This is a genomic window from Anoxybacillus ayderensis, from assembly GCF_013761015.1.
Classification (GTDB): Bacteria; Bacillota; Bacilli; order Bacillales; family Anoxybacillaceae; genus Anoxybacillus; species Anoxybacillus ayderensis.
On sequence record NZ_JACDUV010000002.1, the window covers coordinates 325,292 to 347,758 of the forward strand.

Below are 22,467 nucleotides of genomic sequence, written 5' to 3' on the forward strand. Positions count from 1 at the left end.
GAGGATCGTTATGTCAGAAGGGGGTTGATTGTTTTGTCGACATTACATATCGCAATGTTCGCGCCATTTTTGTTGGCGCTATTCGTTCCGTTGTTGTACAAATTCGTTCGCTCGCTGCACGTCGGGTGGTTTGTTTTACCGCTGCCGCTTGCGTTATTTGTTTATTTTTTATCTTATGTGAACGACGTGCGCAACGATGAAGCGATTCGTGCAACAATGCCATGGATTCCGTCGCTTCACATTTCTTTTGACGTATATGTCGATGGGTTAAGCTTATTGTTTGCATTGTTAATTACAGGGATCGGTACACTCGTTGTGCTATATTCCATTTATTATTTGCAAAAAGGAAAAGAACAGCTCGGCCATTTTTACGTATATTTGCTTTTATTTATGGGCGCTATGCTCGGTGTTGTCCTATCTGACCATCTCATTGCGCTATACGTCTTTTGGGAATTAACGTCTATTTCATCATTTTTATTAATTGCTTATTGGTATACGCGTGATCGTTCGCGCTATGGGGCGCAAAAATCGATGCTTATTACGATGTTTGGCGGCTTGCTTATGCTTGGTGGGTTTGTTGCGCTTGCGATCGCAGGTGGAACGTATCACATTCGTGAACTCATCAGCACACCATTAACGGAACATCCGCTGTTTATCCCCGCTCTTTTCCTTATTTTGCTTGGTGCTTTTACGAAGTCAGCGCAATTTCCGTTTTATATTTGGTTGCCTGATGCGATGGAAGCGCCAACGCCTGTTAGTGCGTATTTACACTCCGCTACAATGGTGAAAGCAGGTATTTATTTAATTGCGCGCTTGACGCCGATTTTTGCCGTTTCGTCTTTTTGGGTTTGGACTGTGGCGCTCGTCGGGCTTGTGACGTTATGTTGGGCATCGTTTTTAGCGTCAAAACAGACGGATTTAAAGGCGATTTTAGCGTTTTCAACGGTCAGCCAGCTCGGTTTAATTACGTCGCTGTTAGGAGTCGGGGGATTGGCGTTTCATTACGATTGGATGGAAGAAAACATATTTATGGTTGCGGTGTTAGCTGCCATTTTCCATCTGTTTAACCATGCGACGTTTAAAGGAAGTTTATTTATGGTCGTCGGCATCGTTGACCATGAAACAGGAACGCGCGACATTCGCCGCCTCGGCGGTTTAATGACGATCATGCCGATGACGTTTACGATCGCGCTCGTCGGTTCGCTTTCGATGGCAGGACTGCCGCCGTTTAACGGTTTTTTAAGTAAAGAAATGTTTTTTACTGCGATGTTGCGCGCGAAAGAAGTGGCAGGATGGGCGGCTATTTTACCGGTTGTCGCGTGGATTGCGAGCATATTTACGTTTTTATATAGCGCGCTTTTCGTGAGCCGCACGTTTTTTGGCACGTACAAGCCGCATTTATTGAAAAAAGAAGCGCATGAAGCTCCAATTGGTATGCTCATAGCACCAATTGTGCTCGCGTTGCTCGTCATCTTCATCGGAATTGTGCCAAATGTATTGTCCGACTCTATATTAGCACCAGCCGTATATGCGGTGTTATACGGACTGTTTACGCCAAATGAAGCGGTTGATGTGCATATTTCTCATTGGCATGGGTTTACGCCAGAATTGTTTATGACGATTGGCGTGTTATTGTTCGGTTTGTTGTTATACCGCACGTTTCCAAAATGGAAAAAGGTGTATGCTCGCCTTTCTGAACGGATGTCGTTAAACTTTTTTTACGACCAGTCGTTCGTTTGGATGGAAAGAGGGGCACGGGCGTTTACTTCACGCATCATGACTGGTTCGATGCGCGCGTACTTGATGTACATTTTTACGTCGCTTGTCGTCTTGCTTTTGTTTACGATCGGTGTAAGCGAGCAATGGAACGTCGATTTAAGCCGCCTAGCGCACGTTCGTATATATGAAGTGGTGCTAGCTTTAGCTATGATCGCAGCGACGATCACGACGGTGATGGCGAAATCACGTTTAACAGCTATCGTTTCGTTAGGGGCTGTCGGTTATTCGATGGCGTTGTTTTTCGTGCTCTTTCGCGCTCCGGATTTAGCGCTCACGCAACTTGTCATTGAAACGATTTCTGTGGCGCTCTTTTTGCTTTGTTTTTACCATTTGCCGAAATTTAGCCAAAAGCAAGAAAGCGTCGGTTTTAACGTAGGAAACGCGCTCATTTCTGTTGCGGTTGGCGTCACGATGAGCGTCATTGCCTTTTTTGCGTATGCAGGAAAACATTTTGATTCCATTTCGCAATATTACGTAGACAATACGTATGAAAAAGCGGCTGGAAAAAATATGGTCAACGTCATTTTAGTCGATTTTCGCGGCTTTGATACGTTGTTTGAAATATGCGTGCTAGCCATTGCTGCATTAGGCATTTATGCGATGGTGAAATTGCGGCTTGCGAAGGAGGAGGAACGATGAAGCGAAACGATGTCATTTTACGAACGACAACAGCGGTCGTCACGCCAATCATCGTGCTGTTTTCCGTTCAACTGTTTTTTGCAGGACATTATTATCCGGGCGGCGGTTTTATTGGCGGATTAATGACAGCTGGTGCGCTCGTTTTATTGCTTTTAGCGTTCGATATTGAAACGGTTCGCAGCATGGTTCCGATCAATTATAAATGGCTTGTGGCGATTGGATTGTTGTTTGCGGTCGGAACAGGAATAAGCAGCCTATTTCTCGACCGTCCGTTTTTAACGCATGCGTATCAATACGTCCATTTGCCGTTGCTTGACCATACGTCGCTTCATACCGCGGTGTTATTTGACTTAGGTGTTTATTTTGTCGTCGTCGGCGTGACGATGATTATTATTGAAACGATAGGGGAGAGCGACTAATGGAACTGCTTATGATTGTCGTCATCGGTTGTTTATTTACCGCCGCGACATATTTAATGCTAAGCAAAAGTTTGCTTCGCATCATTATCGGTACAGGTTTGCTTAGCCATGGCGCTCATTTGTTATTGTTGACAATGGGCGGATTAAAAGTAGGCGCCCCGCCGCTTTTAGGGGAAAAAGCGACGCGATACGTCGATCCGCTGCCGCAAGCGCTCATTTTAACGGCGATTGTGATCAGTTTTGGGGTAACAGCATTTTTCTTAGTGTTAGCGTATCGTTCATACCAAGAAATTGGAACAGACCATATGGAAGGGATGAAGGGAGATGAGTAACCTTCTACTTTTGCCGATTGTCATTCCGCTTGTGACGGCAATCATTCTTATTTTCTTTCCGAAGCACGTGTTTTGGCAACGTGCCGTTTCAGCGGTAGCGACAAGTAGTTTAGTCGTCGCAAGTAGCGTGTTGCTTTATCGCGTCCATACAGACGGCATTCAAACGTTAAACGTCGGAAATTGGCCAGCGCCATTTGGCATTACGCTCGTATCCGATTCGTTATCTGCGCTTCTTGTGCTTACGGCAAGCATCATCGCGCTTGCCTGCTTAGTTTATTCGTTTTACGCCATTGGCAAAGAGCGAGAAACGTTTTATTACTATTCGTTTTTTCAATTTTTGCTCGTTGGTGTGAACGGATCGTTTACGACAGGCGATTTATTTAACTTGTTCGTCTTTTTTGAAGTGATGCTTATGTCTTCGTACGTGTTACTTGTGCTTGGCGGGACGAAAATACAATTGCGTGAAACGATTAAATATACGCTTGTCAACGTCATTTCGTCCGCTTTATTCGTCGTTGCGGTGGCGTATTTATATGCGGTGACAGGAACGTTAAATATGGCGCATTTAGCTCAGCGCATTCATGATCTTGGCTCGTCCCCGATTTTAACGGTTATTGCGGTATTGTTTATCGTTGTATTCGGATTAAAAGGGGCGATTTTCCCGTTATACTTTTGGCTTCCGGGGGCATATTATGCGCCGCCGACACCTGTGTTAGCGCTATTTGGAGGCTTGTTGACAAAAGTAGGGGTATATGCGATCTTGCGCACGTTTACGCTTTTATTTACGCATGATGCTGCCTACACGCATACGTTGCTCGCTTGGCTTGCGCTCGGCACGATCGCGATCGGCGTCATTGGAGCGGTGGCGTATCACGATATGCGTTACATCGTCATTTATAACATTATTGCCGCTGTTGGTGTCATGATCTTTGGCATTTCCATCATGACCCCAGAAAGTGTAGAAGGAACAATTTTTTACTTGTTGCAAGACATGGTCATGAAAACGACGCTCTTTTTGTTCGTTGGCATCATCTTTTCAATTACGCGTTCGAACGATATTCGTTCGTTTTCCGGGTTAATTGCGTCATACCCGCTTCTTGGTTGGTCGTTTTTTATCGCCGCGTTATCGCTTGCGGGTATTCCGCCATTTAGCGGATTTATCGGCAAGTTGCTCATTGTAAAAGCAAGCTTCGATGCACATCTCATATTTGAAGCGATCGTCATTTTATTGTCGAGTTTGCTTGTGTTATATTCCATCATGAAAATATTTATGAACGGCTTTTGGGGAGAGAAAAAAGGATTTGAACAAAAGCAGCTTGACGGACGAATCGTTCCTGTGCTCGTGTTGCTTGTTTTATCCGTTTCATACGGCGTTGGCGTAGAATTTGTCCGCCCGTTCGTTGTGGATGCGGTGAACGTATTGACGGAACCGAGTGTGTACATTCAAGCGGTGTTAAAGGAGTAGAAAGCGATGGCATTTCAAATTTTATTAAACGTTTGTTTAGCGTTCGTATGGATGTTTTTAACGGTTTCATTTAACGGAGCCTCGTTTGTTATCGGCTATATGATCGGGCTGTTTATTATTTTTATGTTGCGACGCTTTTTCCATTCGCGCTTTTATCTCTTTCCTGTGTTTGTCATTGTGAAGTTGCTGTTTATCTTTTTCAAAGAGCTCATTTTATCGAACATCGCAGTGGCAAAAGTCGTTATGAAACGTCCGTTAACGATTCAGCCTGCTATTTTCGCATTGCCGACGGAATTAAAAAAAGAGTGGGAAATTACGATTTTAGCGATGCTGATTACGCTCACACCGGGTACGCTCGTTTTAGACGTATCCGATGATGGAAGCACGTTGTATATTCATGCGTTAAATAGCCCAGATGTGCATGAAGCGATTGAAAGCATTAAACAATCGTTTGAAAAAACGATTATGGAGGTGAGCAAATGATTGCCAATATCGCCCTCGTCATTTTGTCATTAGCGATGATCGGTTTTTTATATCGCGTTGTGAAAGGGCCAAGCGTCGCCGATCGCATCATTGCCCTTGATGCGATGGGCATTACGCTTGCGGGTATGGTTGCGATCGTTTCGATGTTGTTAAATACGAGCGCGTTTTTAGATGTCATTTTGCTCATCGGCATTTTAGCGTTTGTCGGGACGGTGGCGTTTGCGAAGTTTTTAGAGAAAGGGGTTGTCATCGAACGTGGGAACGATCGCTAATGTGATTGTCGCAATGCTCATTTTACTCGGGGCGGTGCTTACCCTTTTATCTGCTGTCGGCGCCATTCGTTTGCCGGATGTGTATACGCGTAGCCATGCGATTAGTAAAAGTACGACGCTCGGCATCATGTGCATTTTACTTGGGGCGTTTTTACATTTTTTGATTGAAAACAACCACTTTAACTCTCGTTTATTGCTTGGCATCGTTTTTATTTTTATGACATCTCCTGTGGCGGCGCATCTCATTAGCCGTGCGGCGTATTACGCGAACGTCGAGCGATGGGAAGGAACGGTTCGCGACGATTTAAAAGAAAAAGCTGGCGGAAAATAACCGTCAGCTTTTTTTACAAGATAAGAAAGTATAAAATTTCAGATTTGGGGAGCTGTCTAGCTCCAAGCGCCATCGGCTCGAGTCGCTCCGCCCCACACTGCGGCGGCGACAGCCTCCTCGGTGGGGCTTGTGCGCTCTTCGCGGAGCCAAGGATGGCGACATTTCGCCGTTGCCCGCAGGACGCGGGCTGTCTTTAGGCGAAATAGGGGCGCTTTGCGCTTTTCTTACGAAAAATATGAACGAATGATCAGATGGAGTTCAGCATCATGTTTTGTTGGAATTTGATGGCGTGCCCCATCGACATAGACGATACGGACGTCGGGGGCATGTTGTTGAAATATACGCCCATACGCATGAACGTAATAGTCGCGCGCGCCGTATATAAGTAAAAGAGGGCAGCGAAGCTCGTGCAATCGGTCGGTAGAACGGTAATGAAGTCCTGACACGTACATTTCATACAATCGTTTTCGGTCGCTTAATCGAACGTAGTTAGCAATCATTTGTTGTTCTTCTTTCGTTATGCCGTGGGAACGACCGAGCACGTTTGCTAAAAAAGATAGTCCGTGCCATTTGACCGCATAAATGCCCATCAAAAATTCCCCATACAATAGCGGGGTACACACTTCCGAAAACCCACCAATTAATATAAGCGCTTTCACTTGATGCGGATATTGCAAGGCAAAATGTTGTGCAATCGAGCCTCCGTTTGAATAGCCACAAACGATCGCCTCTTTGATTTGTAAATGATTAAACAGCTCATGTAAATCGCTCGCTAACATATCCATCGTGATCGGCTTATTTCCTTTTCCGCTTTTTCCATTTCCTCTTAAATCGTATGTGATCACTTGAAATGAAGAAGAAAGTTCGCGTTGCTGGCGATGAAACGTCACGCTTCCCATGCCGGGTGGATGAACGAATACAATCGGTGTCCCACTTCCTACCGTTTCATAGTACAAAGGAACGGAATGTTCGACAAATGTGTAAGCCATTTCGCATCTTCCTTTCGTTTTCATACGAATAGTATGCGAAAAAAGATCGATATTTTATGCTTGTTTCAATTTAATGGAAGAAAAGTTTAAAAGTATACGGTTAATAGAATTGTAGTTTCATGTTATCATATGAGCAGAGAAGCGCTTCAAAAAAAGAAAAAAGGAGTTTGGGACGATGAAAAAAACGATTGTAGCTGGAGCGGTATTATCGACGTTATTTTTAGGGGAAAAAGCGGTAGATGCCGCGCAATATACAGTCAAATCAGGCGATTCGTTATGGAAAATTGCCCAAACGTTCCGTACGTCAGTGACTGAATTAAAAACGTTAAATCAGCTAACGACAGATACGATTTTTATTGGACAAGTATTACAAGTGCCTGATGCACAAACAACTGTTCAAACAACTGCGCCAACAAATACAACAACAAATACAACGACAAATACAACGACAAATACAACAACTACGACATATACCATTCAAAGTGGCGATACGTTATCTACGATTGCGAGAAAATGGAATACAACCGTCACGCGTCTTCTCGAACTGAATCCGACGATTACAGACGTGAATCGTATTTATGTTGGACAAGTATTACAAGTGCCGGCGGCAAGTACAACAAATACAACGACAAATCAATTGACGTCACCAACGCCAGCACCAACAACGATAACACCGCCAACAACGACAAATAGCGCAACAAAACCATATATCGTTCAACCGGGCGATACGTTATCTACGATTGCGAAAACATTCAATACAACAGTAAACAATCTACTTGCGTTAAATCCGAGCATAACGAGCGCCGATTTCATTCGTGTTGGGCAAACGATTTACGTGCCGCTTTCTTGGGAAGAAAGAGCGAATGCAGTGATTGAAACAGGAAAAAAATATATCGGTGCAGCATATTTGTTCGGTGCGCCGACGACGCGCACAGACGTGTTTGACTGCTCATCGTTTACGTATCGTGTATATAGCGAAAACGGCATCACGTTGCCGCGCACATCGCGCGAACAAGCGATGGTTGGAACTGAAGTGCCGCTTGCAAGCGTTCGAAAAGGCGACTTAATCTTTTTTGATACGACAGGAGACGGCGGCATTAACCACGTATCAATCGTCGTCGATAGTTCAACGTTGTTGCATGCCGCAACAAGCACGGGAGTCGCGTTTGCAAACATGAAACCGTATTGGGCACCGCGTGCAGTAAAAGCCGTTCGTCTTTTTTAATTGAAAGGAAGATGCCTCTTACGTTTGAGGCATCTTTTCGTTTATGCGAAGCACCGTTTCGATCGCCTCATGCACGGAGGAAACGACGTAGCGTGCTTCTTTTTTCACTTGCTCGTGCGCGTGCGACATGACGAAACTATGCGGGGTGAGGCGAAACATCGGAATATCGTTGAACGAGTCGCCAAAGCAAGCGACTTGTTCCGGTTGAATGTGCAAATGATTCATTAACAGTTGAAGCGCTTCCCCTTTGCTAATTCGTTTCGGCATAATGTCTAAACAACGCGGTTCAGAAATGAACGTATCGACATGTTGCCCCCACGTTTCATTGACGACGTGTTCAAAATGGTTGACGACATGTTCTTCCGCAATGACCGTAATTTTTGACGGGTGGATGTCACGCCCGATCGCATGAAGCATCTCTCGCTTTTCAACAATATCGAAAAATAACCGCGCTCTCATTTGTTCAATTTGTTCCGTTTTCGTTTCGACAAAGCTCGTTTGTTCGTTACATACGAGCACGATCGCTTCAAGCGTGCGCGCTTGTTCATAAATGGAACGCGCAAGCGCTGGATCGAATGCGCGCTTATGAAGAAGGCGGTGATCGTTTGTGTACACAAATGCGCCGTTTTGGCTAATGCGATGCGCGTCATGACCGATTTCTTTTAACACTTCTAAAATTTCATTATCCATTCGCCCAGAAGCGACAGCAAACTGGATGCCGCTTGTTATGGCACGAACGACCGCTTCCCGATCTTCTTTTTTCACGCGCCGGTCGTAACCGAGCAACGTCCCATCTAAATCGGTGACGATGAGTTGAATCATCATGGCAACTCCTTTCCATTTTGTGATGAACAAAAGTTTAATCGAACAAACGCATTTGTGCAATTGAAATGCCTCATTGTAAAAAAACGTTCACAGCTGTCTTGACAAAAAACATCTCATTTCCATTGACGTTGCTTCGTTCGTTTCGTAACATTGAAAGTAATGTAAACGTTTTTAAAGGAGCGAACTAGACGTGGAACAATCGTTTCGCATTGAAAAAATATTAAACAACAACGTGCTCATTGCCTCGCATCGAACGTATGATGAAGTCGTACTCATCGGAAAAGGCATCGGTTTTGGCAAAAAGAAAGGAGACGTCATTGAACAAAAAGACGTTGAAAAATGGTTTATTTTAAAAAATGAGCGTGAACAAGAACAATATAAAAAATTGTTGCCGCATGTCGATGAAGAATTTATCGGCTTAATGAACGACATCATTTACCACATCCGAAAACGAACGAACAGCCCATTAAACGAACATATTCACGTCGCATTAACGGACCATATTTTGTTCGCAATGAAGCGATTAGAACAAGGGATGGACATTAAAAATCCGTTTTTAGTGGAAACGAAAAGTTTATATCCGCTTGAATATGACGTCGCTACCGAAGTGGTAAACATGTTAAATGACCGATTACATATTCAACTCCCTGAAGGAGAAATCGGTTTTATCGCTTTACACATTCATAGTGCGTTAACGAATCATCAATTATCGGAAGTGAATCAACATTCGCAACTCATTTCTCGCCTCGTTTCCATCGTTGAAGAACAGCTCGACATTCGCATTGACCGCGAAAGCATTCATTATTTACGGTTTGTTCGTCATTTACGCTATGCGATTGAGCGAGTGAAAAAAGGAGAAAAAATTGAAGAGCCAAAAAAATTATCAAACATATTGAAAGAGACGTACCCACTATGCTATAATTTGTCGTGGAAGCTCATAAAAATTATGCAGCAAACGTTGCAGCTTCCGGTAGATGAAGCAGAAGCAGTATATTTAACGTTGCATTTGCAACGGTTAACTGGAAAAAGTGAATAAATGGGCACTTATCTTTACGTGTTACTGATTCGATCAGGCATGAGTAAAGAAGGCAAGAAAAGTGGTGTAACGAAATATTCGTTACATAATACCCTTTTTCTGTCATTCTTTGCTCATGCCTTTTTGTTTTCTCTTATTTGCAAATGCTTACATTTGTTAGACGTCTAACGTTTCGCTTCATCTACTTTTCATGCATGAATATGCCGTTTGTTGCAAACCTTAACACGATGAAGGAGGGTTTTATATGAAAAAAGCGTTTGGTACGTTACAAAAAGTCGGTAAAGCGCTTATGCTTCCCGTTGCGATTTTACCGGCAGCAGGTATTTTGCTTGCGTTTGGTAACGCGTTACAAAACCCAGCTTTAATTGAAAAAATTCCAGCGTTAGAAACAGGCTGGGTCGAAATGGTTGCGAAAGTCATGGAGCAATCGGGTGGCATTGTATTTGCGAACTTGCCGCTTTTATTCGCCGTTGGGGTTGCTGTCGGATTAGCTGGCGGTGAAGGGGTTGCTGGTTTAGCAGCAATCATTGGCTACTTAGTCATGAATGTAACAATGAGCGTCATTTTAGGTGTCACATCCGATCAAATTGGAACAGACCCATCGTTTGCGAACGTATTAGGTATTCCGACGTTGCAAACAGGGGTATTCGGCGGGATTATCGTCGGTATTTTAGCCGCGTATATGTACAACAAATACTTTAATATTGAATTGCCATCTTATTTAGGTTTCTTTGCAGGGAAGCGTTTCGTTCCGATTGTAACCGCTGCATCCGCGTTAATTCTCGGTATTGCGATGACGTGGTTATGGCCGCCTGTTCAACATGGCCTAAACGCATTTTCGCACAATATGATTGATGCGAACCGTACGTTAGCTGCATTTATTTTCGGTGTCATCGAGCGTGCATTAATTCCGTTCGGTTTACACCACATTTTCTACTCACCGTTCTGGTTTGAGTTCGGTCAATACGTGAACAAAGCAGGCGAGCTTGTACGCGGTGACCAACGCATTTTCTTCGAACAAATTAAAGACGGTGCCGAGCTAACAGCGGGTACGTTTATGACAGGAAAATTCCCGTTCATGATGTTCGGTTTACCAGCAGCGGCGCTTGCGATTTATCATGAGGCGCGTCCAGAAAATAAAAAAGTTGTTGCAGGGATTATGGCATCTGCCGCGTTAACATCGTTTTTAACAGGGATTACAGAGCCAATTGAATTCTCATTCTTGTTCGTTGCGCCAGCATTGTTTGCGATTCATACGATTTTCGCAGGTTTATCATTTATGCTTATGCACATCTTAAACGTCAAAATCGGTATGACGTTCTCTGGCGGGGTCATCGACTACTTACTATTCGGTGTGTTGCCGGGCCGTACAGCATGGTGGCTCGTCATTCCGGTCGGTCTTGTGTTTGCGGTCATTTACTACTTCGGATTCCGTTTTGCGATTCGCAAATGGGATTTAGCAACACCAGGTCGTGAAAAAGAAACGACAGAAACGACAGCTTCAGCAGACGCAGGCGAACTTCCGCACGAAATTTTAGCGGCGCTTGGCGGAAAAGAAAATATCGCCCATTTAGATGCGTGCATCACGCGTTTACGTGTATCTGTCAACGACATTCAACATGTCGATAAAGATCGTTTAAAAGCGCTCGGCGCAGCAGGCGTATTAGAAGTCGGCAACAACATTCAAGCGATTTTCGGACCGAAATCAGACATTTTAAAAACACAAATGAAGGATATTATGGAAGGCCGCGTGCCGACAAAAGCAGTAGAAAAAGCAAAACCAGCGGTGCAAGCGACAGGAGAAACAGAACAAGTCGCATCGCCTTTAACAGGAAAAGTCGTTCCACTTTCTGAAGTGCCAGATCAAGTGTTTTCAACAAAAATGATGGGCGACGGTTTTGCGGTTGAGCCGACAGACGGGACAGTCGTATCGCCAGTAGACGGAACGATCGTGAACGTGTTCCCGACAAAACATGCGATCGGCATTCAATCAAACACAGGTCGTGAAGTGCTCATCCACTTCGGTATTGATACAGTGAAATTAAACGGTCAAGGATTTGAAGCGCTCGTATCAGAAGGTGCAGCAGTGAAAAAAGGACAACCAATTTTAAAAGTTGACCTTGCATACGTGAAACAACATGCTCCTTCTGTCGTCACGCCAATTATTTTTACAAACTTGCAAGCAGGAGAAACAGTACAAATCGCGAAACAAGGAACAGTAACAAAAGGCGAAGACGTTGTTGTCGTTCAAAAATAATTTACTTGCAAAATGCGTCATTTTTCGGTAAAAAAACATAGAGGGTTTTCGCCCTCTATGTTTTCAAAATATAAAGTGAGGAGATGAGCAATATGCAAAAAACGTTTCAAGTAACAGCAGAATCTGGTATTCATGCCCGTCCAGCAACAATGTTAGTTCAAACAGCGAGCAAATTCGATAGCGACATTCAATTAGAGTACAACGGCAAAAAAGTGAACTTAAAATCGATTATGGGTGTTATGTCACTAGGCATTCCACAAGGTGCGCAAATTACAATTTCAGCTGAAGGTAGCGATGCAGCAGAAGCAATCAACGCATTAACAGAAACGTTAGCAAAAGAAGGATTAGCTCAATAATGAAAAAACTGCAAGGGATTGCTGCATCGAATGGCATTGCCATTGCGAAGGCGTACCGTTTAGAACATCCCGATTTAACGGTTGAAAAACAAACGATTGAAAACCCAGCTGAACAAGTAAGCCGTTTCCAACAAGCGCTCGCCAAAGCGAAAGAAGAGCTAAAAGCCATTCAAGCGCACGCATTAAAAGAGCTTGGCGAAGATAAAGCGGCTATTTTCTCCGCCCATTTACTCGTACTAAGCGACCCAGAACTCGTCCAAGCTGTTGAACAAAAGATTGAACAAGAACGCGTCAATGCAGAATTTGCTCTTCATGACGTCGCATCGATGTTTATTGCGATGTTTGAAGCGATGGATAACGAATATATGAAAGAGCGCGCTGCGGACATTCGCGATGTAACGAAACGCGTGCTTGCTCATTTATTAGGGGTAACGATTTCAAACCCAAGCATGGTTACTGAAGAAGTCGTCGTGATCGCTGAAGACTTAACACCGTCCGATACAGCGCAATTAAACCGAAAATATGTGAAAGGTTTTACAACTGACATCGGCGGTCGCACATCTCACTCGGCGATTATGGCTCGTTCGATGGAAATTCCAGCTGTCGTCGGAACGAAAGAAGCGACAGCAACGATTCAAAACGGCGACATCGTCATTATTGACGGACTTGACGGTGAAGTCATCGTCAATCCGACAGAAGAAATCATCGCCCAATATGAACAAAAACGTGCCGCGTTTGCTGCGCAAAAAGCAGAATGGGCGAAGCTCGTTCACGAACAAACGACGACGAAAGACGGTCACCATGTCGAGCTTGCGGCAAACATCGGCACGCCAAACGATGTCGAAGGTGTGCTTGCGAATGGGGCAGAAGGCATCGGGCTATATCGTACAGAATTTTTATACATGGGACGCAACGAGTTGCCGACAGAAGAAGAACAGTTTGAAGCATATAAAACGGTATTAGAAAAAATGGAAGGAAAACCTGTTGTCGTTCGTACGCTCGATATTGGCGGCGACAAAGAATTACCATATTTAGACCTTCCAAAAGAAATGAACCCGTTTCTAGGTTTCCGGGCGATTCGTCTTTGCTTAGATATGCAACAAATGTTCCGTACGCAACTTCGCGCGTTGTTGCGCGCAAGCGTATACGGCAACTTAAAAGTGATGTTTCCGATGATTGCGACGTTAGACGAATTCCGTCAAGCGAAAGCGATTCTTTTAGAAGAAAAAGAAAAGCTCGTTGCGGAAGGCGTTCCGGTATCTGATGAGATCGAAGTCGGCATGATGGTCGAAATCCCAGCTGCTGCCGTATTGGCGGATCAATTTGCAAAAGAAGTCGATTTCTTCAGCATCGGTACAAACGATTTAATTCAATATACGATGGCGTCCGACCGAATGAACGAGCGCGTCTCATATTTATACCAACCGTACAACCCAGCGATTTTGCGCCTCATTTATAACGTCATTGAAGCGGCGCATAAAGAAGGAAAATGGGTTGGCATGTGTGGAGAAATGGCAGGCGAACAACTGGCTGTGCCAATTTTACTAGCGTTTGGTTTAGATGAATTTAGCATGAGTGCCACATCCATTTTACGCGTTCGCTCACAATTAAAGAAATTGTCGAAACAAGAAGCTGAACAAGTGAAAAATCATATTTTATCGCTTGCTACAGCAGACGAAGTCGTTCGTTTCGTAAAAGAAACGTTTCACGTATAAGAACCGATTGCTTCGGTTCTTTTTTTATGGAAAAAAATCAGTACAAAACAGTCATAGACAGCGTGGCGTGAACCTTTTATAATAAAACTACAACTTTATTAATTTTTCGACAACGTTCGACATAGCTAGGGGGGACTACTTTGTTTCGTTCATTAACGTGGAAGCTAACTGGTTTAATGGCCTTATTATTAGTCATTGCACTCGTTGCCTCGCAAACGGTCAACTACGTGCAAATGGCGTCTGTCATGAAAGACGATGCAAAAGTGCGTGCGGAGTCGCTCGTGACAGAGGTTGTTGACGATATCGAGCATAGCTTTGATAGCCAAGAAGATGCGCTAAAGCAATTTAGCGAAACGAAATCGTTTCAAACGTTTACAAAAACAGAAGATGCGCTACTTTGGAAAGAGATTGATCAACAATTTTCGACATTTTTAAACATTCATCAAAAAGTGCAGCTCGCCTATATCGGTACGGCGAATGGCAACATGTACACAACGCCATCTGTTGAGTTGCCGCCAGATTTTGATCCGACGACGCGCCCATGGTATAAAGCGGCTGTCGCTTCACCGGATAAAGTCATTTGGACGGAGTCGTACGTCGATGCGGTGACAAACGATTATATCGTCACGATCGCCAAAGCGATTGTTGAAAACGGACAAGTCATTGGCGTTATCGGCTTAGACATATCGTTAAATACGCTCGCGGAAACAGTTGAGCAGTTTAAAGTCGGCTACAACGGATATCCGGTATTGTTTGACCAAAATAAATTTGCGATCGTTCATCCACAGTATAAAGGGAAAGATATGTCTGACCATCCGGTCGTCAAAACGATGTTTGCGAAAGAAAACGGTGCGTACGAATATGAGCAAGACGGCGAGAAACGGTTATTATATTTCCATACGATTCCAAAGTTAAATTGGAAAGTTGGGGCGGTATATAAAGAAAAAGATTTATTAGCGACGTTAACGACCATTGGAAAAACGTCATGGACAGTTGTTGCCATCGCAACGATTCTCGCCTCGCTTCTTATTTATGCTGTATCCCGTTCGATCGTCAAACCGATTATTCAACTCAATGAGCGCGTACAACAAGTGGCGACAGGCGATTTAACGGTGCATGTTGAGCCGAAAGGAAACGATGAAATTGCTCAGCTAACAAGCCACTTTAACGACATGGTGTCGCATATGCGTTCATTAATTGGCGAAGTCGATCGTTCCGTTGCAGAACTTGGTAGCGCGGCAGACCATTTAAGCGCTGTCTCCGAAGAAACGATGGCAACGAGCGAGCAAGTGACAACGGCGGTAACAGATATCGCCAAAGGAGTATCCGAACAAGCGAGCAATTTAGATGCGATGAACGACCGCATGAACGACTTATCTGAAAAAATGGGTACGGTGACGCAATCGGCTGAACGAGTGAAACAACTTTCTGATGAAACGAAAGAAGCAAGCTATATGGGCATTGAAAAATTAAATGTGTTGCAAGCAAAATCGACGGAGTCGCAAAACGAATTGCGTTCAGTAGAAACGGTCATTACGGATTTAGGGGCGAAAATGCAGCAAATTGGCGCCATTATTCAAACGATTACTGACATTTCCGCACAAACGAACTTGCTAGCGTTAAACGCTTCGATCGAAGCAGCGAGAGCAGGGGAGCACGGAAAAGGGTTTGCAGTCGTTGCCGAAGAAGTGCGTAAACTCGCAGAACAATCCGCGCAAGCGACAGAGCAAATTCGCCAAACGATTACGTCCATTCAACAACAAGCCGCACTGGCGACCGAAGCGGTTGACCATACAAAACAAATGAACGATCAACAACAAGTAGCGGTGAATGAAACAGCGGAATCGTTTATGCATATCGCAACGATGATGGAACAATTAACGTCAGCGATTGAACATATTTTTACGCAAATTCACGACGTCAACGAAAATAAAGAGCAAATCGTTGCGGCGCTGCAAAACTTAGCGGCCATTTCCGAACAATCGGCTGCATCGGCTGAAGAAGTATCCGCTTCCTCAGAAGAACAATTAAAAGCGTTAAGCACGGTGACAGAAGCGGCAGAACGGCTAAACGATATGAGCCGCTCATTGCAACAACTCATTCACCGTTTCCACGTATAAAGCTAGGTATGATGCCTAGCTTTTTTTATATGTTTGTAACAATTTTTTTCCTTGATTTTTTTTTACATGAGAATTACGATAAATTTAGGAGAAAAGGCCTATATTTGTTTTTTTTGGAGGAGAGGGAGATGGATCAGTCGCTTATGGCGGCGTTAGAAAGTTTGCGCATTGCGCTTCATGTGACGCGCGTGGCCATTTTTCGCTTACATACAACGACCCAAACATATACGTTACAACGCATTCATCATATACAAACACCCTCTTCACGTCCTCTCATGCGTGATAACATCGTGCTTGCGACAGAACATGCCCATTGTTTTGCGCATTTGTATGACGGAAATGTGTTCGTTGGGCATACAGATGAATTAGAAGGTGATGTGCGCACCATTTTTGAAGAATGGGACATTCAATCGTTTATGATCGCTCCCATTTTTATTCACGATGAACGGTGGGGATTTTTAAGTGTCGTCGATTGCGAACGAAAAAGGACGTTTCCCGCTCATGAACGCGCCATTTTTTTGGCGATCGCCCGCACGATTGGCGAGTCGATTAAACGGGAACAAACGTTAAATGAACTGCAACGAATGAAACAAGAAATGGAACAAATGAATGCGACGTTGCAGCGAAAAGTAGAAGAAGAAGTGCGTAAAAACCGCGAAAAAGATTTTATGCTCATCGAACAATCGCGCTATGCGACGATGGGAGAAATGTTAAGAAACATCGCTCATCAATGGCGCCAACCGTTAAATGTGCTCGGCTTGCTTTTGCAAGATATACAAGAAGCGTATGCGTACGGGGAGTTAGACGAATCGTATTTGCGCACGTCCATTCAAAAATGTTTCATCCAAATTCAACATATGTCCCGAACGATTAACGACTTTCGCAACTTTTTTAAACCGCATAAAGAAGCGACATATTTTCGACCGATTCAAGCGATTCGCCAAGCGTTAAAAATTATTTCAGCGAGTTTAGATCATTACGACGTTCACTTGCACGTCGAAAATCGCACGCGTGGGCATATGTACGGATTCCCGAACGAAATGAGCCAAGTGCTCATTAATTTGTTGACGAATGCGTGCGAGCAGTTTGTTGCGCGCGATATTGCACGACGAATCATTTGCGTGCGCACATATGCGGACGACTCGTTTATTTACATTCAAGTGAAAGATAATGCAGGCGGCATTGATGAAACAATACAAAAACATATGTTCGAACCGTATGTGACGACGAAAAAAGACGGAACAGGGCTCGGATTATATATGTCAAAAATGATTGTCACGAAAATGAACGGTGATTTATTCGTTTCATCATCGCAAAAAGGAGCGACGTTTACGATTCGCATGCCGCGATATGAAAGGGGAAGGGGATTATGATTGCGGTACAAACAGATATTAAAGTATTGTATGTTGAAGATGAGCCGGGCGCGCGCGATATGTTAGCGCGTTTATTAAAACGGCGCATTCGCGACGTAAAAGTCGCAAAAAACGGTCAAGAAGCGCTTGAGTTATTTATGACGTTTCGACCTGACATCGTCATTACAGATATTAAAATGCCTTTCTTGAATGGGTTAGAACTCATCCGCCATATTCGCACGATTGATGAGCATGTGCAAATTATTATTACGACTGCCTATGATGACAACGATTTTTTCATTCGCGCCATCGAATACGGGGTAAATCATTTTATTTTAAAGCCGATTGACCATGAAAAATTTTTGCAATCGTTGCAACATTCCATTTATCAACGTCAGCTCGAACTGGAGCTTGAAAAACAAAAACAATATACGCGCACCATTATCGACTTTCAAGAAAACTTAATATGCATTTTAAACGATGAACGGTTGTTAGATTGCAATTTATCGTTTCAACGTTTTTTCGGGCAAGAACAAATGGAAAAACTTCGTGCCGGTCGGGCGCACGTATGCGATTATTTTCTTCATGAACCCGGCTATTTTTATATGAAAGGGGAAAGGCGTTGGATTCGTCCGCTTATTGACCGCACCATTCCGTTTTTAAAAGTAAAACTGATGTGTAAACAAGGGGAAGAGCACGTCTTTTTAGTGAAAGCGACGTCGTTTCCAGATGAATCGGAGTCGTATTTAGTCGTCTTTACCGACATTACCGCACTTGAAGAAGAAAGCAAGCGAAACGAGTTTTTAGCGACGAAAGACCCGCTCACAAAAACGTTTAACCGACTAAAGTTTGATGAGTTTTTTACGCGTGAAATTCAGCGTGCAAAGCGATACAAACATACGTTTTCCATCATTTTGTTTGACATTGATCATTTTAAAAAAGTGAACGATACGTACGGACATGACGTTGGTGATGCGGTGTTAGTGCGCATGTGTGAAGCCATTTCAAACCGTTTGCGCGATTGTGACATTTTGGCGCGTTGGGGTGGGGAAGAGTTTATTATTTTAGCCCCTGCAACATCGCGAACAGGCGGGTATCGTTTAGCGGAATCGTTACGTCACTTAGTGGAAACCGTTCATTTCCCGAAAGTCGGGCATATTACGTGCAGCTTTGGCGTGTGCGAATATGAACAAGGAATGACGAAAGAGCAAATGGTGAAGAGAGCCGACGAAGCGCTATATGAAGCAAAGCGTGGAGGAAGGAATCGCGTCGTCGTTAGCGAATAGTATAGCGTGAGAGGAGGCGAATGCAATGAAAACCGCGATTGTTGCTGCGTCGAGCCAAGGGCTCGGTAAAGCGATTGCGACAAAACTCGTTTCGCAAGGCGTCCATGTCATGCTTGCGAGCCGCGATGAGCGAAAATTGCACGAAGTCGCTGAACAGTTAAATGCGCTCGGAAAAGGGAAGGCGGCATATACGGTGACGGATGTGACGAATCGAGAAATGATCGAGCAGCTAGTAGAAAAAACGGCAGAAACGTTCGGCGACATTCATTTGTTAGTCAATAACTCTGGAGGGCCACCGACAGGGACGTTTGCGACGTTGACAGACGATGATTGGCAACGAGCGTTTGAGTTAAATGTGTTAAGCTACGTGCGTCTTATTCGCGCAGCGTTACCGCATTTGAAAAAGACGAAAGGAAAAATTGTAAATATCGCCTCATCGTCCATTAAAGAGCCGATTCCGGGACTGCTTCTTTCCAATACGTTTCGCCTCGGCATCGTCGGTTTGACGAAAACGCTCGCGCAAGAGCTTGCCCCGTATGGCATTTTAATTAATACCGTTGCTCCAGGGCGCATTGCGACAGAGCGTGTCGCCTATTTAGACGAACAAAATGCGAAAAAGCTCGGCATTCGCAAAGAAGAACTAGAAGCGCGCATGAAAGCGACGATTCCGCTCGGACGTTACGGGACGCCAGAAGAATTTGCGAACGTCGTCGCCTTTTTATTGTCCGATGAAAATACGTATATGACAGGACAGTCGCTTTTAGTGGATGGCGGCATGGTGAAAGCGATTTAAAATGAGGTGAAACATATGCAAACGATCGGTTTTATTGGGCTTGGTGTGATGGGAAAAAGCATGGCGCGAAATTTGCTTCGGGCAGGTTATTCGCTCGTCGTATATACGCGGACAAAAGAAAAAGCGGAAGATATATTGGCGGAAGGGGCAGTATGGAAAGATGCGGTGAAAGACGTCGCTAAAGCGGCAGACGTCGTCATGACGATGGTCGGCGAGCCGCACGATGTCGAGCACGTATATTTTGGTGACGACGGCATTCTGGCAAATGCAAAACGAGGGACGTATGTCATTGACTTTACGACGTCTAAGCCATCGCTTGCGGTACGCATTCACGAAGCGGCGAAAGAAAAAGGGATATTTGCCCTTGATGCCCCTGTATCGGGAGGCGATATTGGCGCGCGCGACGGCACGTTGTCCATTATGGTTGGCGGCGATAAAGAGGCGTTTTCGGCATGCATGCCGCTTCTTTCTCATTTAGGAAAAAATATCGTTTGGCAAGGAGAAGCAGGGGCGGGACAACATACGAAAATGTGCAATCAAATTGCGATCGCGACAAATATGATCGGCGTATGCGAAGCGCTCGTGTATGCGGAAAAAGCAGGATTAGATCCGGAACGAGTGTTGCGCAGCATTTCACAAGGTGCCGCATCCAGCTGGTCGCTTTCCAACTTAGCTCCAAGAATGCTTGCGGGCGATTTTGCTCCCGGTTTTTATGTGAAACATTTTATTAAAGACATGGGCATTGCGCTTGCAGAAGCGGAAACGCTCGGCTTGTCGCTTCCGGGGTTAAAGCTTGCGAAACAGTTGTATGAATCGCTTGCTGAACGGGGAGAAGAACAGAGCGGGACGCAGGCGTTATATAAATGGTATAAAGAATGCTAAAAAGGTGCTTTTAGCGAGCACCTTTTTTTACGTATGACTCGATGCGATCGAGACCTTTTTGTAACGCATCGATCGAACAAGCGTATGACAAGCGAATATATCCTTCGCCGTATGTAGAAAACGCACTTCCCGGCACGACCGCTACTTTCGCTTCTTTCGCAAGCTTGAGGGCGAACTCAAATGAGGAGTGATGAAACGTTGCGATCGATGGAAAAATGTAAAACGCTCCGTTCGGCTTTTGCACGTGAAAGCCGATGGCGCAAAGGCGGTCGTACACATATTCCATTCGTTCAGCATATTGCTTTTTCATCTCCTCGGCATCGTTTATTCCGACCGTTAACGCTTCTAGCGCTGCTTTTTGCGAAATGGACGTCGCGCATGAAACGTTATATTGATGCACTTTTAATATATGCTCAATGACCCATTGCCGCGCAAATAAAAGACCGATGCGAAATCCGGTCATCGCATGCGATTTGCTGACGCCGTTAATGACGATCGTTTGATCAGGAAGCCATTTTGCAATCGACTCATGCGTGCCTGTAAACACAAGTTCACTATAAATTTCATCCGAAATGACCCAAATCGGCTTATTTTTCACAAGTTCAGCGATTTGTTGCAATTCTTCGCTCGTTAACGTCATTCCTGTTGGATTGGACGGATATGGAAGCACGATACAGCGCGTTCGCTCAGTTATAAACGGCTCGATTTGTTCAGCTAACAGTTTAAAATTTGTTTGACGCGTATCGACATATACAGGCGTAGCACCACATAAACGAATAATCGGCTCGTACCCCGGATAAATCGGGGCAGGGAGAATGACTTCCGAGCCTTCTGTTAAAATGGTGCGAAACGCAATATCAAGCGCTTGGCTTGCTCCGACAGTGACGATTACTTCATCGGTTGTATAGCGCAGCCCGTATTTCGTTTCAACAAAACGGCAAGCCGCTTCCCGTAAAGGCAAGTATCCCGCATTATGCGTATAAGAAGTAAATTGCTCATCAAGCGCTCGCTTCGTTGCTTCTTTAATATGTTTCGGCGTCGGAAAATCAGGCTGTCCAATCGTTAACGAAATGATATCTTTTTCTTGTGCAACGAGATTAAAAAATTGGCGAATGCCAGATAACTGAATATGTTGCACACGTTCATTGATCGGAAGCATCATCGTTTTTCACCTTTCTTCATTTTCTTTCTATTAAACAATAAAAGGTGAACGTTTCGCAATGTGTTTTTGCGTCAAACGTTCACCTTATGTGCTGTTCTGTCGTTTCACAGTCGATCATGCGTGCACTTCCTCCAAATGACGATAGCGTTCTCGAAGCTCGTTGTATTGTTGCGCGAGGGTTAGAAACAACGCTTCATCCCGTTGCTCAAGCGCCTTGTCAATATCGCGCATGAGCCGATCTCTTTCGTACCGAAATAACGCCTGTTCAATCACCAATTGTGCGACTTGTTTGTAATCTGTGAGATCATACGGTTGAGATACGAGTGCCATATCATTGTACTTTTCAAACATGTTTCATTCCCCCTTAGAGAGAAGAATATTCTTCTCCTTTTCTACATTATAAAGAGTTTTTTGTAAATTGTAAATAAAATTTAGAAAAATAAAAATAAAAAAATAAAAGCTGACGAATGCCAGCTTTATATATTAATAACCGTAGTCCCAGTCGATTTCTTCATCATGCCAAAGAACTGCTTCCGTTTCTTCATCCACGACTTCTTCAATTTGTTCTTTTTCTACATCTTCTAAAATCGTGACCGTATGATTTTCTTCAAAAAGAATGGCTAACCCTTTCATTTTGACACCTTCTCTTTTCGTGTTTTTCTTCACAAACATTGTAACGCGCTTCGCTTGTCCACGTCTATCATGTTCATAAAGATGTCAATGTTTTTGTTTTTTCAGAAAATACGAAC

At 44.1% G+C, this 22,467-nt stretch carries 22 protein-coding genes; 17 read left to right on the forward strand and 5 right to left on the reverse strand.

Annotation, left to right across the window (positions count from 1 at the left end):
• Positions 1–33: 33 nt before the first annotated feature.
• From HNR63_RS04030 to mnhG, 7 genes are read left to right on the forward strand one after another with little or no spacing between them, the layout of a single operon-like run.
• Positions 34–2,418 (forward strand): Na+/H+ antiporter subunit A, encoded by a 2,385-nt coding sequence (locus HNR63_RS04030; protein WP_181519856.1) that lies wholly within the window; start codon positions 34–36, stop codon positions 2,416–2,418.
• Entirely contained in the window at positions 2,415–2,837 is a 423-nt protein-coding gene (locus HNR63_RS04035) for a Na(+)/H(+) antiporter subunit B (RefSeq protein WP_085789060.1), read from the forward strand. Before HNR63_RS04030 ends, HNR63_RS04035 begins: the two co-directional genes overlap by 4 nt.
• Positions 2,837–3,169 carry a Na(+)/H(+) antiporter subunit C gene (locus tag HNR63_RS04040; protein WP_021095640.1) on the forward strand — a complete coding sequence of 111 codons (333 nt, stop codon included), beginning with the start codon at positions 2,837–2,839 and terminating at the stop codon, positions 3,167–3,169. Before HNR63_RS04035 ends, HNR63_RS04040 begins: the two co-directional genes overlap by 1 nt.
• Entirely contained in the window at positions 3,162–4,634 is a 1,473-nt protein-coding gene (locus tag HNR63_RS04045) for a Na+/H+ antiporter subunit D (protein ID WP_181519857.1), read from the forward strand. The genes HNR63_RS04040 and HNR63_RS04045 overlap by 8 nt, the downstream gene beginning before the upstream one ends.
• Before the next feature lie 6 nt (positions 4,635–4,640).
• Positions 4,641–5,117, forward strand: a complete 477-nt coding sequence (locus tag HNR63_RS04050) for a Na+/H+ antiporter subunit E (RefSeq protein ID WP_042533673.1) — start codon at positions 4,641–4,643, stop codon at positions 5,115–5,117.
• Positions 5,114–5,389, forward strand: coding sequence for a Na(+)/H(+) antiporter subunit F1 (locus HNR63_RS04055; RefSeq protein ID WP_085789063.1), 276 nt, complete (start codon positions 5,114–5,116; stop codon positions 5,387–5,389). The genes HNR63_RS04050 and HNR63_RS04055 overlap by 4 nt, the downstream gene beginning before the upstream one ends.
• A 13-nt stretch (positions 5,390–5,402) precedes the next feature.
• Complete coding sequence (gene mnhG, locus HNR63_RS04060) at positions 5,403–5,720, forward strand: monovalent cation/H(+) antiporter subunit G (RefSeq protein WP_246316738.1); 318 nt, start codon at positions 5,403–5,405, stop codon at positions 5,718–5,720.
• A gap of 224 nt (positions 5,721–5,944) precedes the next feature.
• Here the strand turns inward: mnhG and HNR63_RS04065 are convergent, their stop codons facing one another.
• Positions 5,945–6,709 carry an alpha/beta fold hydrolase gene (locus HNR63_RS04065; RefSeq protein ID WP_181519859.1) on the reverse strand — a complete coding sequence of 255 codons (765 nt, stop codon included), beginning with the start codon at positions 6,707–6,709 and terminating at the stop codon, positions 5,945–5,947.
• Between the two features lie 175 nt (positions 6,710–6,884).
• Between HNR63_RS04065 and HNR63_RS04070 the strand changes: the two genes are divergently transcribed.
• Positions 6,885–7,934 carry a C40 family peptidase gene (locus HNR63_RS04070; RefSeq protein ID WP_181519860.1) on the forward strand — a complete coding sequence of 350 codons (1,050 nt, stop codon included), beginning with the start codon at positions 6,885–6,887 and terminating at the stop codon, positions 7,932–7,934.
• An 18-nt stretch (positions 7,935–7,952) separates the two neighbouring features.
• On the opposite strand, the gene HNR63_RS04075 is transcribed toward HNR63_RS04070, so the two are convergent.
• Complete coding sequence (locus tag HNR63_RS04075; RefSeq protein ID WP_181519919.1) at positions 7,953–8,756, reverse strand: HAD family hydrolase; 804 nt, start codon at positions 8,754–8,756, stop codon at positions 7,953–7,955.
• A gap of 193 nt (positions 8,757–8,949) precedes the next feature.
• Here HNR63_RS04075 and glcT point away from each other — a divergent pair, with 193 nt between their 5' ends.
• The 9 genes from glcT (at position 8,950) to HNR63_RS04120 (ending at position 20,556) form a co-directional block, all read left to right on the forward strand.
• Complete coding sequence (glcT, locus tag HNR63_RS04080) at positions 8,950–9,795, forward strand: glucose PTS transporter transcription antiterminator GlcT (protein WP_085789068.1); 846 nt, start codon at positions 8,950–8,952, stop codon at positions 9,793–9,795.
• 244 nt (positions 9,796–10,039) lie between these two features.
• Positions 10,040–12,052, forward strand: coding sequence for a glucose-specific PTS transporter subunit IIBC (ptsG, locus tag HNR63_RS04085; RefSeq protein WP_085789069.1), 2,013 nt, complete (start codon positions 10,040–10,042; stop codon positions 12,050–12,052).
• Between the two features lie 83 nt (positions 12,053–12,135).
• Positions 12,136–12,408 (forward strand): phosphocarrier protein HPr, encoded by a 273-nt coding sequence (locus tag HNR63_RS04090; RefSeq protein WP_275451378.1) that lies wholly within the window; start codon positions 12,136–12,138, stop codon positions 12,406–12,408.
• The gene (gene ptsP, locus HNR63_RS04095) at positions 12,408–14,123 is read left to right on the forward strand and encodes a phosphoenolpyruvate--protein phosphotransferase (protein ID WP_181519861.1); all 1,716 of its coding nucleotides are present in this window, start codon (positions 12,408–12,410) and stop codon (positions 14,121–14,123) included. Before HNR63_RS04090 ends, ptsP begins: the two co-directional genes overlap by 1 nt.
• A 140-nt stretch (positions 14,124–14,263) precedes the next feature.
• Positions 14,264–16,243 carry a methyl-accepting chemotaxis protein gene (locus HNR63_RS04100; protein WP_181519862.1) on the forward strand — a complete coding sequence of 660 codons (1,980 nt, stop codon included), beginning with the start codon at positions 14,264–14,266 and terminating at the stop codon, positions 16,241–16,243.
• A gap of 128 nt (positions 16,244–16,371) precedes the next feature.
• On the forward strand, positions 16,372–17,616 hold the full coding sequence (locus tag HNR63_RS04105; RefSeq protein ID WP_181519863.1) for a GAF domain-containing sensor histidine kinase: 1,245 nt from the start codon (positions 16,372–16,374) through the stop codon (positions 17,614–17,616).
• Positions 17,613–18,881, forward strand: a complete 1,269-nt coding sequence (locus HNR63_RS04110; protein ID WP_085789073.1) for a GGDEF domain-containing response regulator — start codon at positions 17,613–17,615, stop codon at positions 18,879–18,881. Before HNR63_RS04105 ends, HNR63_RS04110 begins: the two co-directional genes overlap by 4 nt.
• Positions 18,882–18,906: 25 nt before the next feature.
• A complete protein-coding gene (locus HNR63_RS04115; protein ID WP_085789074.1) occupies positions 18,907–19,674 on the forward strand; it encodes an SDR family oxidoreductase in 768 nt (255 codons plus the stop codon).
• A 15-nt stretch (positions 19,675–19,689) separates the two neighbouring features.
• The gene (locus tag HNR63_RS04120) at positions 19,690–20,556 is read left to right on the forward strand and encodes an NAD(P)-dependent oxidoreductase (protein ID WP_181519864.1); all 867 of its coding nucleotides are present in this window, start codon (positions 19,690–19,692) and stop codon (positions 20,554–20,556) included.
• Positions 20,557–20,566: 10 nt separating this feature from the next.
• Here the strand turns inward: HNR63_RS04120 and HNR63_RS04125 are convergent, their stop codons facing one another.
• From HNR63_RS04125 to HNR63_RS04135, 3 genes are all read right to left on the reverse strand, one after another.
• Entirely contained in the window at positions 20,567–21,718 is a 1,152-nt protein-coding gene (locus tag HNR63_RS04125) for an aminotransferase A (protein WP_181519865.1), read from the reverse strand.
• 114 nt (positions 21,719–21,832) lie between these two features.
• Positions 21,833–22,069, reverse strand: a complete 237-nt coding sequence (locus HNR63_RS04130) for an IDEAL domain-containing protein (protein WP_021094494.1) — start codon at positions 22,067–22,069, stop codon at positions 21,833–21,835.
• 132 nt (positions 22,070–22,201) lie between these two features.
• The gene (locus tag HNR63_RS04135; RefSeq protein ID WP_246316726.1) at positions 22,202–22,351 is read right to left on the reverse strand and encodes a hypothetical protein; all 150 of its coding nucleotides are present in this window, start codon (positions 22,349–22,351) and stop codon (positions 22,202–22,204) included.
• Positions 22,352–22,467: the final 116 nt, after the last annotated feature.